The sequence below is a fragment of the Amycolatopsis sp. NPDC005003 genome (assembly GCF_053600695.1).
Map to the genome: position 1 here is coordinate 1 of NZ_JBSGAI010000010.1, position 14200 is coordinate 14200.

Annotated in this window: 12 protein-coding genes; 8 read left to right on the forward strand and 4 right to left on the reverse strand. The window is 71.1% G+C overall.

What is annotated here, in order from left to right:
* Nucleotides 1-154: 154 nt before the first annotated feature.
* Together ACWED2_RS13860 and ACWED2_RS13865 are read left to right on the forward strand one after the other, a co-directional pair.
* A complete protein-coding gene (locus tag ACWED2_RS13860) occupies nt 155-895 on the forward strand; it encodes a PDR/VanB family oxidoreductase (protein ID WP_449690815.1) in 741 nt (246 codons plus the stop codon).
* A 9-nt stretch (nt 896-904) separates the two neighbouring features.
* Nucleotides 905-2188, forward strand: coding sequence for an amidohydrolase family protein (locus ACWED2_RS13865; RefSeq protein WP_449690816.1), 1284 nt, complete (start codon nt 905-907; stop codon nt 2186-2188).
* 32 nt (nt 2189-2220) lie between these two features.
* On the opposite strand, the gene ACWED2_RS13870 is transcribed toward ACWED2_RS13865, so the two are convergent.
* Nucleotides 2221-3714, reverse strand: coding sequence for an aromatic amino acid ammonia-lyase (locus tag ACWED2_RS13870; protein WP_449690817.1), 1494 nt, complete (start codon nt 3712-3714; stop codon nt 2221-2223).
* A 151-nt stretch (nt 3715-3865) separates the two neighbouring features.
* Between ACWED2_RS13870 and ACWED2_RS13875 the strand changes: the two genes are divergently transcribed.
* The 5 genes from ACWED2_RS13875 to ACWED2_RS13895 are packed head-to-tail and all read left to right on the forward strand — an operon-like array spanning nt 3866 to nt 8183.
* Nucleotides 3866-5002: an ABC transporter ATP-binding protein gene (locus tag ACWED2_RS13875; protein ID WP_449690818.1), complete on the forward strand. Its 1137-nt coding sequence runs from the start codon at nt 3866-3868 to the stop codon at nt 5000-5002.
* Nucleotides 4999-5628: an ABC transporter permease gene (locus tag ACWED2_RS13880; RefSeq protein WP_449690819.1), complete on the forward strand. Its 630-nt coding sequence runs from the start codon at nt 4999-5001 to the stop codon at nt 5626-5628. Before ACWED2_RS13875 ends, ACWED2_RS13880 begins: the two co-directional genes overlap by 4 nt.
* 10 nt (nt 5629-5638) lie before the next feature.
* Nucleotides 5639-6328: an ABC transporter permease gene (locus tag ACWED2_RS13885; protein ID WP_449690820.1), complete on the forward strand. Its 690-nt coding sequence runs from the start codon at nt 5639-5641 to the stop codon at nt 6326-6328.
* Between the two features lie 53 nt (nt 6329-6381).
* Nucleotides 6382-7308, forward strand: a complete 927-nt coding sequence (locus tag ACWED2_RS13890) for an ABC transporter substrate-binding protein (RefSeq protein ID WP_449690821.1) — start codon at nt 6382-6384, stop codon at nt 7306-7308.
* Nucleotides 7305-8183 (forward strand): MurR/RpiR family transcriptional regulator, encoded by an 879-nt coding sequence (locus ACWED2_RS13895; protein WP_449690822.1) that lies wholly within the window; start codon nt 7305-7307, stop codon nt 8181-8183. Before ACWED2_RS13890 ends, ACWED2_RS13895 begins: the two co-directional genes overlap by 4 nt.
* A 27-nt stretch (nt 8184-8210) precedes the next feature.
* On the opposite strand, the gene ACWED2_RS13900 is transcribed toward ACWED2_RS13895, so the two are convergent.
* Genes ACWED2_RS13900 through ACWED2_RS13910 form a run of 3 tightly spaced genes read right to left on the reverse strand, consistent with a single transcriptional unit; the run spans nt 8211 to nt 10445 of the window.
* On the reverse strand, nt 8211-9056 hold the full coding sequence (locus ACWED2_RS13900; RefSeq protein WP_449690823.1) for a carbon-nitrogen hydrolase family protein: 846 nt from the start codon (nt 9054-9056) through the stop codon (nt 8211-8213).
* A gap of 8 nt (nt 9057-9064) precedes the next feature.
* Nucleotides 9065-9937 carry a hypothetical protein gene (locus ACWED2_RS13905; RefSeq protein WP_449690824.1) on the reverse strand — a complete coding sequence of 291 codons (873 nt, stop codon included), beginning with the start codon at nt 9935-9937 and terminating at the stop codon, nt 9065-9067.
* A 4-nt stretch (nt 9938-9941) separates the two neighbouring features.
* A complete protein-coding gene (locus ACWED2_RS13910; protein ID WP_449690825.1) occupies nt 9942-10445 on the reverse strand; it encodes an MmpS family transport accessory protein in 504 nt (167 codons plus the stop codon).
* A gap of 876 nt (nt 10446-11321) precedes the next feature.
* Here ACWED2_RS13910 and ACWED2_RS13915 point away from each other — a divergent pair.
* A complete protein-coding gene (locus ACWED2_RS13915) occupies nt 11322-14144 on the forward strand; it encodes a plastocyanin/azurin family copper-binding protein (protein ID WP_449690826.1) in 2823 nt (940 codons plus the stop codon).
* Nucleotides 14145-14200 lie beyond the last annotated feature (56 nt).

Sequence of the window (14200 nt, forward strand, 5' to 3'; positions counted from 1 at the left end):
CCACCCCCCGGATCATGGGTTCGACTGGGGGCGCAAGTCATGCCGGGCCTGGCGACCACAACTCCCTGATGGGAGCCACGAAAAAGGTAACGGGGGGGGGGAGCGGCAGTACTCGCTCTGCGGGCCTCTGGCCGCCGATGTCTGGCGGATCGCCGTGCGCCGCGAAGAGACCGGCCGTGGGGGATCGGCGTATGTCCACGACGTCCTCGGGACCGGGACGTCGCTGCGGGCCCGCGGGCCGGTCTGCCACTTCGAGTTCCGGTCCGGTGTCCCCGCGCTCTTCGTCGCCGGTGGCATCGGCATCACCCCGATCCTGTCGATGATCGAGGAAGCCGAGGCGAGGGGCACGCCGTGGCGGCTGGTGTACGCGGGCCGCACGCGGGCGTCGATGGCGTTCGGCGGCGAACTCATGCGGCGCCACCCCGGGAAGGTCGAGCTGCGGATCAGTACCGAGGGCTCCCGGCTCGATCCCGGCCGGCTGCTGGACGTTCCCGCGGCGGGAACCGTCGTCTACTGCTGCGGGCCCGCCGGCCTGATCGGCGACGTCGAAGCGGCGATGCGGGCGTGGCCGCGAGGTTCCCTGCGCGTCGAGCGGTTCGTGCCGAAGACGGTTCCGCGGACGGCCGAGGCCGGGTTCGAAGTGGAGCTCGCCCTGTCGGGCCAGGTCCTTTCGGTTCCGCCCGGACGGTCCGTTCTGGACGTCGTCGAGGACGCCGGGGTGCTCGCGCTCTCCTCGTGCCGGGAAGGCACGTGCGGGACGTGCGAGACCCCGATCCTCGACGGCGCCGCCGAGCACCGGGACTCGATCCTGAGCGAGGACGAGCAAGCTGCCAACCGCGCCATGATGATCTGTGTCTCGCGCTCGCGCGGCGGCCGGCTCGTCCTGGAGCTGTGAGGGGAACTCATGCTGACGATCCGGGGCGCCGACCGCGTTCTCGTCGATTCGTCCACAGAGGACAGTGGTGATCTCGCGGTCGGCGACGGTTCCCCGCGCGAGACGGTGCTGGACGCGTCCGGATGCGTGGTGACGCCGGGGCTCGTGAACGCCCACCACCATCTCCTGCAGAGCGCGTTCCGCACGCTGCCGGGAACGCGGGGGGTGCCGATGGCCGAGTGGCTGCCCGCGATGGCCGCCGCCTACGCGCGAGTGGGCCACGACCCGGAGACCTACAGCGTCGCCGCGTCGGTGGGCGCCGCCGAAAGCCTGCTGTGCGGCGTCACGACCATCGCGGACCACCACCTGAACTGGCCACACGGCGCCCCGGTCGCCGACACCGTCGCCCTCGCGAGGGCGACGGCCGAGGCCGTCGGGTCCCTCGGCGCCCGGCTCGTCTTCGTGCGCGGCTCGGCGCGGGACGATCCGGAGTGGGCCGGCGAGTCCGCCGAGGCCATCGTGACCGCGCTCGTTCCCGGCGACGCCGGCGGGGTTTCGGCGGACGGCATGCTCCAGCTCGCGGTCGGCCCCGCCGGGGTCCATTCCGACGCGCGGGAGACGTTCGCGGCGCTCGGCACGGTCGCCGCCCGCCACGGCCTGCGTCGCCGGACCCAGGCCAACGAGCAGGTCGACACCGTGATCGCCGCCGAGCGCTACGGGCGCCGTCCGCTGCAGCTCCTCGACGAATGGGGCTGGCTGGCACCGGACGTCACCGTGGCCCACCTGTGTGACATCACGCCCGCGGAGATCCGCCTGCTGGCGCGGGCGGGGGTCACCGCGACGCACGCACCGGGGTGCGACGTGCCCATGGGATGGGGTGTCGCACCGGTCGCCGAGCTGATCGGGGCGGGAGTCGTCGTCGGCCTGGGCACGAGCGGCGGCGGCAGCAACGACGCCGGGCACCTGCTCGCCGACGCCCGGCTCGCCCTCCAGGTCTCCGGCCTCGTGGGGCCGCAGCTGCCCGCCCGCACCGTGCTCGGCATGGCGACGACGGGTTCCGCCTCGGGGCTGGGACGACCCGAGCTCGGGCACCTGGGCCCGGGGTCGGCGGGGGACCTGTGCGTCTGGGACGTGTCCGGCGTCGCCGACGCGGGTGTGCACGATCCGGTCGCGGGACTCCTGTGGGCTTCGCCCGGGCGGCGGCCGAAACACGTCGTCGTCGGAGGCCGCATCGTCGTGCGCGACCACCGGCTGGTCACCGCCGACGAGGCGGAACTCGTGGCCCGCCTGCGCGAACGGATCGGGCGTGCCTGACCCCCGGGTTCAGGCGCGGCGAACGGGATGCCTCACGCGATCGATCGCCCCTTGCCTTCTTCGTCGCCCGCCAGCCGGTCGAGCAGGGTGGCGGCCGTCATGACGTCCGGGCTCAACGACCTGTCGGCCATGTCCGCGTCCAGTGCGCGATCGGCGAGCCGGTAGGCGGTGGCCAGGGGACTGGCCGGATCCGGCTCGATGGCTCGCTGTCGCAGCGTCCGCATGGCCGCCACGAGTTCGCAGGCCAGCACCAGCCGGAACGCGCGGGCCGCGCGCAGCGCCTGGCTCGCGGACTGGAACGCGAAGCTCGAGTGGTCCTCGACGCCCCGGGAGACGACTGCGTGTCCGAGGCCGGCCGGCTGGGCCATGCTGCGCACCTCGGCCAGCGCCGAGTGCGCGCTGTATTCGAGGATCATGATCCCGGAACTGCCGGTCGCGCCCTCGGCGAGGAAGGGGCGCTGGGTGGTGAATCCGGGTTCGCTCAGGGTGGTCAGCCGCGCGGTGGACAGCTGCCCGGTGTGCAGCAGCGCGAGTTTCGTCGTGTCCAGGGCCATGCCCAGGTAAGCGCAGTGGAAGCCGCCGTGGTGGTACGCGGCGTCGTCCTCGGCCGAGATCAGCGGGTTCTCCGCGGCCGCGTTGAGCTCGACCGCCAGCACCCGCTCCAGTCCGTCGACGGCGTCCACGGCGAGCCCGGTGATCTGCGGGAAACACCGGTAGCCGTAAGGATCCTGGATCCTGGCCCGCTGCCGCGGCGGCGTACCGATCAGGTGCCGCATCCGCGCGGCGGCGAGCACCTGGCCGGGGTGCGGCCGGGCGCGGTGGACCCGCTCGGCCAAGGGCTCCAGCGAGGCGTCGACGGCCAGGAAGGACAGACCCGCGACCAGGCTGGTGGCGGCCACCAGGTCCCGCACCATCCGCCAGGCCAGCGACGCCAGGCCGATGGTCAGCGCGTTGCTGCTGATCAGCGCGAGGGCGTCGCCCGGTTCGAGGGTGATCGGGGGCGGGGTGGTGCCGGAGCCGAGCCACGGCCGTTCGCCGAGCAGCACCAGCCCGGTTTCGGCGAGCGCGGTCAGGTCGCCGGTGCCGATCGCCCCGAACTCGTGCACCGCCGGGTAGGCGCCGGCGTTGAGCGCGGCGGTCAGCGTTTCGGCGATGGCAGGCGGCAGTCCGGCACCGCCGGCCATCAGCTGGTTGATCCGGACCGCGAGCATCGCCCGGGCCTGTTCCTCCGGCAGCAGGTCGCCGATTCCGCCGGCGTGGCTGCGCAGCAGCCGGAGCCCGTGCTCGGCGTGGTCGTTCGCGGACACGCTCTCGGTGCGGTTGGCGCCGACCCCGGTGTTGCGTCCGTAGACGAGCTGCCGGTCGACGATTTCCTTGGACGCGCGCGCCGAGGCGGCCATCCGCTTGCGACCGGTGTCGTCCAGCACGACCGTTGCCCGTTCACAAGCCACGCTGACGAGCTGGTCGGCGCTCAACGTGCGGCCGTCGAGCACCACGGGCGCGACAGTTCCGATCACCGACGTCATGTCGATCTCCTCTGGACGCGGGTCATCGCGGACGGCGGCCGGACCAGCTCGTGTTTCCGGTCGGTTAACGCCCGAGACTGCACCTTGACATACGCGTATTCGCTACGAACTATGCATGAAGATATTCACTCACTTCAAGGGGTGAAGATAGTTGATCAGATTTGAGTCGGTGACGAAGCGCTTCCCGGGCGGCGCCACGGCGGTGCACGAGCTGGACATGACCATCCCGGAGGGACAGCTCACCGTGCTCGTCGGAACGTCGGGATGCGGAAAGACGACCACCCTCCGGATGGTCAACCGGATGGTCGAGGCGACCTCCGGTGTGGTCACAGTGGACGGACGCAACGTGCGCGAGCTGCCGGAAGCCGCCCTGCGCAGGGGTATCGGCTACGTGATCCAGCAGTCCGGGTTGTTTCCACATCGGACAGTCCGGGACAACATCGGCACGGTGCCGCGGCTGCTCGGCTGGCCGAAACGCCGGATCCGGGACCGCGTGGACGAGCTGCTGGAGACGGTCGGGCTGGCGGAACAACTGGCCGACCGGTACCCGCACCAGCTCTCCGGCGGGCAGCAGCAGCGCGTCGGGGTCGCCCGCGCGCTGGCCGCCGATCCGCCGGTCCTGCTGATGGACGAACCGTTCGGTGCGGTCGATCCGGTGGTCCGCGGCCGCCTGCAGGAAGAGCTGCGCAACCTGCAGCGCCGGCTGCGCAAGACGATCGTGTTCGTCACGCACGACATCGACGAGGCGGTGAAGCTGGGCGACCGGATCGCGATCTTCCGCACCGGCGGCAAACTCGCCCAGTACGCGGCGCCGGCCGAACTGCTCGCCCATCCGGCGGACGAGTTCGTCGCCGACTTCCTCGGCGAGCAGCGCGGGCTGAAGCTGCTGTCCCTGCGTTCGCTGGACGGCGTGCCGGTCCGGCCGGTCACCACGGTCCGCGCCGACACCCCGGTCGCCGAAGCGCGGTCGGCGGCCGGTGACCAGCAGTGGCTGCTCGCCGTGACAGTGGATGGCCAGCCGGTCGGATGGGTTGACCGGCAAGGCCTTCCGGCGACCGGTGTGGTGGCCGACGGCGAGCTCTTCCCGGCCGCCGGCCTGCGGCCCGACGCCTCCCTGCTGTCCGCATTGGACAACGCGATGTCCGCGCCGACCGGGCTCGCCGTCCGGCTCGACGAACACGGTGCGGTGGCCGGCGTTTCCGATCAGCGGGAGATCGGCGAGCTCGCGGCCGGCTTCCGCGCCGGGATCGTCGCCGCGGCCACCGCGCACGAGGTGCCGTCCTCATGATGTGGTCGTGGATTCCCGCCCACGCCGGTGCACTGTGGACGCTGGTGCTGACCCACGCCGAGATGACCGCGATCGCGGTGCTGCTCGGGCTGGTGATCGCGCTGCCGCTCGGGGTGCTCGCGCACCGGCTGCCCGCGTTGCGCGGCCCGATCACGGCGGTCAGCGGTGTGCTGTTCACGATTCCTTCGCTCGCCCTGTTCATCCTGCTGCTGCCGATCACCGGGCTGACCGAGACGACCGCCATCGCCGGGCTGACCGTCTACACACTGGTTGTGCTGGTGCGCAACATCGTCGAGGGCCTCGCCGGGGTGTCCCCGCAGGTCCGCCAGGCGGCCAGGGCGATGGGGTACACCCGGCTGCACACCCTGTTCGCGGTGGAGCTGCCGCTCGCCCTGCCGGTGATCATGGCCGGTGTCCGGATGGCGACCGTGATGACGATCAGCCTGGTCAGCGTGGCCGGGTTCATCGGCTACGGCGCGCTCGGCCAGTTGTTCATCGACGGCTTCCAGCGCGACTTTCCCACCCCGATCGTCGTCGGCGTCGTGTTGACGCTGCTGCTCGCGCTGGCCGCCGACGGGTTGCTGGTCGGTGCGCAGCGCGTGTTCACCCCGTGGACCAGGAAGTAGGAGCCGCGTCATGTTCGGAATCTTCGGCTCGGTCTTCGGCTGGCTGACCAGCGGTGCGCACTGGGCGGGCCCCGGCGGGGTGGGCAGCCGCTTGCTGGAGCACCTGCAGTACTCCCTGCTCTCCACGCTCGCGGCGATGGTCGTCGCGCTGCCGATCGGCCTGCTCATCGGGCACACCGGCCGAGGGGCGTTCCTGGCCATCAACATCAGCGGCTTCGGCCGGGCGCTGCCCACCGTCGGGCTCGTCACCCTGGTGTTCCTGGTCAGCGGGCTGAGCCTGTGGCCGGTGTACGTCGCGCTGGTGGTGCTGGCCGTTCCCGTGATCATCACCAACACCTACGCCGGCATGGCCTCGGTCGACCGCGAGGTGCGTGACGCGGCGCGCGGCGTCGGGATGACCGGCTTCCAGGTGCTGTGGGAGATCGAGATCCCCCTGGCGCTGCCCCTGATCATCGCCGGCATCCGGCTGGCCGCGGTGCAGGTGATCGCCACCGCGACCATCGCCGCGTACATCAGCTTCGGCGGCCTCGGCCGCTACCTGTTCGACGGCCTTGCCCAGCGCGACCTCACCCAGGTGCTCGCCGGTGCTGTGCTCGTCGCTGTCCTGGCCATCACGGTGGACCTCGCGTTCACCGGGCTGCAGCGGAGTCTCGTACCACGGGGCATCGCGCTGCGGCGACGTCAACAGAACGACGCCTAGCCGGCCGAGCCGTACCCGACCCACCTCAGTACCCGCGTTTGTCGAGGAGCGCCGTGAAAAACCGCATCGGCTTGATCGCCACCACCGTCACCATCGCCACCGTCCTGCTCGCCGGCTGTTCCGGTGGCGTCAGCTCGCTCAACCAGCCCTCCGGCGCACCCGCTTCGAACAGCGGCGGCGCCATCACCGTCGGCACCGCCAACTACACCGAAAACGTCGTACTCGGCTACCTCTACGCCGGCGTGCTCAAGGCCAAGGGCATCACCGCCACCGTCAAGCCGAACCTCGGTTCCCGTGAGGTGATCATCCCGGCGTTGCAGCACGGCGACATCGACCTGCTGCCGGAGTACCAGGGCAGCCTGCTCGCCTACCTGAAGCCGGACGCCAAGCAGAGCAGTGCCGAGGACGTGCAGCAGGCACTGGCCGCCGCGCTGCCCGCCGGGCTGAAGGTGCTTCCGTATGCGGCCGCCGAGGACGCCGACGTGTACGCGGTCACCAAGGCCACCGCCGACAAGTACAACCTGCACTCGCTGGCCGACCTGGCCGCGCACAACGGACAGCTCGTGTTCGGCGGGCCGGCCGAGGACCAGACCCGGTACGCTGGCATCGTCGGCCTTCAACAGGTGTACGGGGCGCAGTTCAAGGAATTCAAGGCCCTGGACGCGGACGGGCCGCTGACCAAGGGAGCACTGGGCAAGGGTGACATCGACGTGGCGAACCTGTTCAGCACGGACGTGGACATCGAGCGCAACGGCTGGGTGGTGCTCACCGACCCGAAGCACCTCATCGCCGCTCAGCACATCGTGCCGCTGATCAACTCGGCCAAGCAGAACCCGACGGTGGAAAGCGCGCTGGCCCTGCTCAACGACAAGCTGACCACCGACGCCCTCAGCAACCTGGACTCCAAAGTGGACAACGACAAGGCCGACCCGGACCAGGTCGCCGCCGACTGGCTGAAGCAGGAGGGGATTACTTCGTGACCCAACCGGATCTCGGTTCGGCACCGGACACCGGCTGGATGACCGCCAGGATGCACGAGCTGTTCGGCGGACACCGGCTGTCCCCGGCGCAACGGCGGATCGCCCAGTACCTGCTCGACCATCCGCGGGAGGCGGTGTTCCTCAGCAGCGTCGACATCGCGGAGAAGGTGGGCGTCAGCCAGCCGTCGGTCACGAGGTTCGCCACCGCGCTGGGCTTCGACGGCTTCCCGGAGTTCCGCAGCGCACTGCAGTCGGCGCTGCTGGCCCGGCCGGCCGGCCAGCCGGCCGCGGGGGTGCGCAACGAGATCCAGCTGCTGATCGACGCCGAGATCCGGAACCTGGAAACCCTGCGGGACACGATGGCGGACCTCGGTCCCCTGCGCACCGTATCGGCCGCGCTGGCGGCGTCACGCCCGTTGCCCGTGATCGGGCTGCGGGTGTCGGCGCCGCTCGCGCAGCTCTTCGGCTACTTCGCGGCGAAGGTGCTGCCCGACGTCCGGGTGTTCGACGTTCCCGGTTCGACGCTCGAAGACGGGCTGACCCGGGCGGCCGAGATCGGCGCCGAATGGGTGCTCGTGTTCGCGCTGCCCCGCCAGCCGGAGGAGACCAAGAAGGCGATGGTCTGGGCCCGGCGGGTCGGCCTGACGATCGCCCTGGTCACCGACCAGCAGCTCAACCCGCTGGCCGAGTACGCGGACGTCGTGCTGGCCGCGCCGGTCTGCTCGGACTTCGCGTTCGACTCCCACGCGGCGGCGACCGTGCTGTGCACGGCGCTGCTGCACACGGTGCTCGGCGCCACCCCGACCGACCAGCAGGCCAGCCTCGACCTGTTCGAGACGACCGCGGAGGAACGCCAGATCTTCCTGTCCAGATGACCGGGCCGGCGCCGGCGAGGGCGTGCGTCAATGAGTGTCTTGCCGGCGGCGCAGTGCGTACGCCTCCGGTCTTCGCTCCTCGAGGTGGTGGCGGGCGCGGCGGGCGGTGGCGATCTCCGCTTCGACGTCCAGCTCCGCGACGACGAGCGCCGGCCGGGAAGCAGTCCGGGCAAGGGTGGCGCCGTCCGGGCCGACCACCTTGGCCAGGCCGAGGAAGCGGGTCCCGTGCATGACGCCCGCCTGGTTGGCGGACACGAACACCACCTGGTTCTCCACCGCGCGCACGCAGTCGTAGACGTCGAACAGCCGGGCCTGGCGGTCCCGGGAAAGCGTCGGTGCCCGGCTTCCGGCGGCCCACGAACACGGGCAGGCGACGATGGCGGCGCCGTCGGCGGCGAGGCTGCGGGTGGCTTCGGGGAACGCCTTTTCGTAGTCGAGCAGCATGCCGAGCCGGCCGGCCGGGGTGTCGAACGCCGCGAACCCGGTGCCCGGTTCGCACTGCAGTGCTTCGGCCGCGGACAGGTGCACCTTGCGATGCCGGCCGAGCACGCCGTCGCCCGAGACGCAGGCCGCCGCCGAGTAGCGTTCGCCGTTCTCGCCCGCTTCGCGGTATCCGAAGCACACCACCAGTTCCGCGGCCAGTGTCGCCACCGCCCGCACTTCCGGGCCGTCCGGGGCGAGCGCGGGCGGAGGGTGCTCGGGGTCGGCCCGGCCGAAGTCGGCGAAGGCGCCACCGAGCGTGCCGTCCGGCAGCACCAGCACCGTGGCGCCCGCCCGGCGGGCCTCCTCGATCAGCGCCGCCACGCGGCTGAGGCCGAACGCGAGGTCGCGGCCGAAGTGGGCGGCGACCGTGGCGATCCGGGTGAGTCCCATCTGTTCTCCTAACCGGTTTTCCGCCGCAACGCCCAGCGGCGGAACAGCTGGGTCCCCATCAGGGTCACGAGCAGGCCGGCGAGCAGCGTCTCCCGGCTGACGCCGCCGCGGGCCGCGGCCGGCAGGGCCTCCGCCGAGCCGGTCGCCTGGCCGCCGAGACCTTGCATCCGCGCGTCGACCGCCGGGACCTGCGGCACCGCGGCCGGGCCGTAGTCGTAGGCGACGCGGTCCGGCGGGATGCCGGGCCCGGGGATCCCGCCCTGCCCGGCCGCCCCGGGGAACTGCGCCCCGAGGACCGCTTCGGGCAGGCCCGGGCTGGTGACCGTCGCCCCGGTCGCCGGGGAAGTGCCCGGGGTCGTCCGCGGCGGACTGCCGCCCGTGGCCGGCGGCCGGGCGCCGCCCGGCGGCGGGGAGGACGGAGGCGCCGACGGAGGAGCCGACGGTGCCGGGTTCCCCGGCTTCGTCGTGACCCGGCAGTTCGCGCCCAGCAGCCCGCGCAGCGCCGGGGACAGCGCGTCGATCACCGGGGCCAGCAACGAGATCCGGCGCAGCTCGCCCAGCACGGCGTCGGCCACGGTGCTGCCCGGGATCACGGCGTCGGCCGCGCCGATCGAGCCGAGCGTGATCGGCGGGAGCGCCTGCCACACGCCGGTGAAGGCCGGGCGGAGCACGTTGAGCGGATCCAGCGGGGCCAGCGCCGCGAGGATCTGCGGGGTCACCGCCGCGGGCCGGAGCGAGACGAGCTGGCCCGGCTCGCCCTGCACGGTCACCGCGCAGCTGTCGAGCACCACCGGCTGCGCGGCGGCGGCCGGCGTCGCGGTGGCCAGCGCCGCCGACACCGCCGCGGCCGCGACCACGCGGCGCATACCGGGGAGTTTCATCAGGCTACCTCGAGGACGGGCGGATCACGGAGGAACAGGAGACCTGGGTGCCCGGCCCGCGCGAGGACGCCTGGTGCACGACGTTGCCGTCGACGCTGACCGTGCAGGCGATCGAGTCCGCGGTCTCGTTGTTCGCGGCCAGCACCTGGACGACCCCGAGCCCGGGGCCGACCTTGAGCGTGAACTCCTTGCGCCACGGCAGATCCCCGTTCACCACGGTCTCCGTGCCGTTCACGCCGTCGACCACGTACTTGATCTCCGGGGACTTCCCGGTGCCGGTCACGCTGTAGACGACCTGGTGCTCGGCCGTGGGCAGCCGGACCTGGTCCCACCCGGCCGGCTCGTCCGGGGTGACCACCTCGGTCACGATGACGGCGGCGACCGCCACGGTGGCCGCGCCGAGCACCCAGGGCAGCCACCACGTGCGCTGCGCGAGCCGGAACGCCCTGCCGCGCGGGACCGGGGACGGTTTTCCGTCCGGTTTCGGTTTCGCCGTTCCCGTGGTCACGGCCGGCTCCTTCGGCAGGCGTGGACGGTCATAAAGCTCTCACTTTCTTGGCGTCTTCTCAGGTGCGCGCCACGGTGATATGGGAGGGTCGGAAGACGAAAGGCGCGGACTCGCCGGCGCCGGGTGGCGACATCGTGGCACGCCCCCGGGCGTTCTGGCCAGTGCCCGCCGAGCAGGGGCCGGCCGGCTCGTACCGTGCCGTTAACCTGCCGGAAACGCAGCTTCGGCACCGGGATCACGGGCGATCTTCGCTGGTCACGGGCCTGGTCGGCGCAGCAGGGCGCTCGGCCGGGTGGACTACTGCGCGGAGCCGTTGCGGGGTGGGCGGTAATTCACTTCCAGGGCAAAAAGGTGTCACTCCGCCGTGGTGCCCGGTCGGCCGACCGAAAACGGTGCGATCAGTGCGAACGGTATCCGGGACGAGTTGTGCGCCATGATCTCCCGGTGGCACGTATTTGTATTCCCGGTCATTGTTCTTCCCTCTTGGAAAATTAAGCCTTTCACTTCAAAAATAAGTCGGCAAGGGATCTTGGTAATCGACAGTTAACAGTGCTGAGAAGTGCTGTACACGTGCCGCCCTCCTAATTGTGGCTCCACGTCCACGGCGTTCGGTCGATTGGTGAGGACCAGATGGCGCAGCAGCCGCGCGGACGGGGAACACCGGAACGGCCCTTTCGCGGCCGGGCCCCACCGACGTGGCCCGTGCTCGGCGCGAGTGCTCTCGTCCGGGTGGCCGGACCCGGGTGCGGTACTCGCGCGGCCAGCGGAATTCCCCACCAGCCAAGAACCGTGCAGCACCGGAAAGCCTCCAGGGCACCCACCCGACCGGGGTCCCCGGGGAGTCCGGCGCTGCCCCTGCCAAGAGAAGGGAAGACGATGCGTCCATCGCATCCGTTGCGCAGGTTCTCCTCCGGACGGCGCCGCCGGACCTCACGGGCCGTGGTCCTCGCGACCACCGTGGTCCTGAGCACCCTCGGTGTCGTGTTCACCGGGCCGGCTCCGGCGTCGGCGGCCACCACCAACGTCACGCAGCAGAACCTCAGCTTCAACCCCGCCGACATCTCCATCGCCGTCGGCGACACCGTCACCTGGACCAACGCCGAGACCGACGGCACCGTGCACAGCGTCGTGCAGTCCGGCGGCGGTGAGATCAACTCGCCCGACATGCCGCCGGGCGCCTCCTTCAGCCACACCTTCAGCAGCCCCGGCACGGTGAACATCACCTGCCGGTTCCACCCCGACATGTTCATGGCGGTGCACGTCGGCGACAGCACACCGCCGACCACCACCGCACCGCCGACCACGACGGCGCCGCCGACCACGACGGCCCCGCCGACGACGACCGCGCCGCCGACCACCACGGCGCCGCCGACCACGACGGCGCCACCGGGGACGACGGCGCCGCCGACGGGCGGGACCACCGCACCGCCGGCGACCACCGGGCCCGGCGGGGCACCCATCGGGGTCGGTCCGCTGCCGGTCAGCTTCCGGCTCACCGACGACAACGGGTCCTGGTACAACACCAATCTCAACCTGTTCGGCACCAAGTCCCTGGCCGTGGCGGAGCTGCCGCGGCTGAACCTGGGCAAGGTGCTCGGCCTGCTGCCGTCGCTGGACCTGTCGAAGCTGCCGCTGCTGGGCAACGGCGCCCTGGACGGGTCGAGCGCGACCAACCTGCTCGGCGGAGCCGTCTCGCAGCTGAGCAAGCTGCTGCCGAGCGGGAGCAACACGCCCCAGGTCGGCAACCTCGGCGTCGATCCGGCCCAGCTGCTCAACATCGGCGCGTTGCGCAGCGCGGTCGGGCAGGTCCTGCCGCTCGGGGATGCCCGGGCGGCGAAGGCGAACACCCTGCTCGACCAGTTCCAGCAGCAGGTCGCGGCGCAACCGGCGAACGTGCCGGTGTCGCTCGACAAACTGCCGGTCGGGGCGGACCTGATGGGCCTGCTGGACGAGCTGAAGAAGTGGGCCAGCAACGACATCACGCTGCCGGTCACGGTCAACTTCGGGGTGAACCAGCCCGCCGCGGCGTCCGCGCACACCGCGACGAGCCTGATCTGGCCGGACGGGGCGAAGGGCTTCCCGTACGACCAGGGCGGGGCCTGGGTGGGCAACCAGACCGTCCAGCTCACCGAGCCCGGCCTGTACGCCTTCCAGTGCAAGATCCACCCGTACATGCTCGGCGCGGTCGTGGTCGACGACCCGCTCACGCCGGGCCTGGACTTCGGGAAGAAGCTGCACGTCAACAGCCGCAACCTGGTGGTGCCGTCCAACGCGGACATCATCACGCAGCTGGTGACAAAGTTCTTCAACATCACCGCGCCGGGCAACTGGCAGAACTACAGCGGCACGCAGGACGTGGAGTGGAACCCGTCGGACTACCCGCCGGCGCCCATCCTGACCTACGACGAGGCCGGCAACCCGCAGCTCATCCCGCTGCTGAGCCTGTACCTCAAGGAACACCAAGGCGTGCCGAAGAAGCTCGCGGCCGCCAACAAGAAACCGGGCACTCCCGGTGTCGGCGAGGTGTGGGTCGACACCGAGATGGAGACCACGGCGGGCAAGACCAAGCCGGGGACCGCGACGCGGGTGAACGTGCAGAACTGGGAAGTGGAGCGGAAGGTCGCGCTGCCCCAGGTCAACATGAACAACCCGCACAACATGTGGACCGACAAGGACGAGAAGGTCATCTACCAGACCGAATGGTTCAACAACAAGCTGGACGTCTTCGACCGGGCCAGCGGCGCGTTCATCAGGCAGATCGAAGTCGGCCCCGACCCGTCACACGTGATGAGCCGGACCGACACCGGGCAGCTGCACGTCGCGCTCAACGGTGGCGGCGCGGTGATGGAGCTTTCGCCCGACGCCACGAAGATCGACCGGCGCATCCCGGTCGAGCTACCGGGTGAGAAGGTCGCGCACCCGCACGCCCACTGGATGACCGGGGACGGGTCGACGATGATCACGCCCAACGTCAACCTGTACAACGCCACGGTCGTCGACATCCCGAGCGGGCAGATCCGGCACGAGCAGACCGGCGAGCTGCCGATCGCCTCGGGCATGACGCCGGACGGGTCGAAGGCCTACGAGGCCGACTTCTCGGGTGCCACCGTTTCGTGCATCTCGCTGAAGGCCGACGCGTGCGTCGCCGACGGCGGGGCGAAGCAGCACTACAAGAAGATCGACCTGTGGGCCAACTACGACCCCGTCAAGGGCCCGTCCGGGGACTGGGGCGGTCTGGACATCCAGATCCCGGTGTCGCCGGACAACTCCGCGGTGCTGGTGGCGAACACGCTCACCAACAACATCACGGTGATCGACCCGAAGACGGACAAGATCGTCAAGTGGCTGCCGTGTGACTCGGGTTGTCACGGCATCAACTACGGGGCGAAGAAGGGCGGCGGCTACTACGCCTACGTCTCCAGCAAGTTCTCGAACGCGATGTCCGTGGTGGACCCGGACCCGAACGGCGACGGCAACCCGTCCGACGCCGCGGTGGTCGGCCGGATGGTGCTGACCGCCGGCCCGAACACGGCGACCGACGACAAGGTCACCGGGTACGCGGGGATGGGCGGGATGGGCGTGCTGCCGATCCCGCTCGCGTACGAGGGCTGGGTGCAGCAGGCGCCGAGCAACGCGGTCAACGACCAGTTGACCTGCCGGCAGCGCAACCCGGTCGCCTTCGCGACCGTGTGCAAGTAGCAGGACAGGGGAGGGGCCGGGTGCCGGCCCGGCTCCTCCCCGCCGGTTTCCGCGCA

Coding starts and splice junctions, on each gene's coding strand:
- ACWED2_RS13900 (WP_449690823.1), bottom strand. CDS start 9,056: ATGGGACTCACCCGGATCGCCACGGTCGCCGCCCACTTCGGCCGCGAC.
- ACWED2_RS13885 (WP_449690820.1), top strand. CDS start 5,639: ATGTTCGGAATCTTCGGCTCGGTCTTCGGCTGGCTGACCAGCGGTGCG.
- ACWED2_RS13915 (WP_449690826.1), top strand. CDS start 11,322: ATGCGTCCATCGCATCCGTTGCGCAGGTTCTCCTCCGGACGGCGCCGC.
- ACWED2_RS13880 (WP_449690819.1), top strand. CDS start 4,999: ATGATGTGGTCGTGGATTCCCGCCCACGCCGGTGCACTGTGGACGCTG.
- ACWED2_RS13865 (WP_449690816.1), top strand. CDS start 905: ATGCTGACGATCCGGGGCGCCGACCGCGTTCTCGTCGATTCGTCCACA.
- ACWED2_RS13905 (WP_449690824.1), bottom strand. CDS start 9,937: ATGAAACTCCCCGGTATGCGCCGCGTGGTCGCGGCCGCGGCGGTGTCG.
- ACWED2_RS13870 (WP_449690817.1), bottom strand. CDS start 3,714: ATGACGTCGGTGATCGGAACTGTCGCGCCCGTGGTGCTCGACGGCCGC.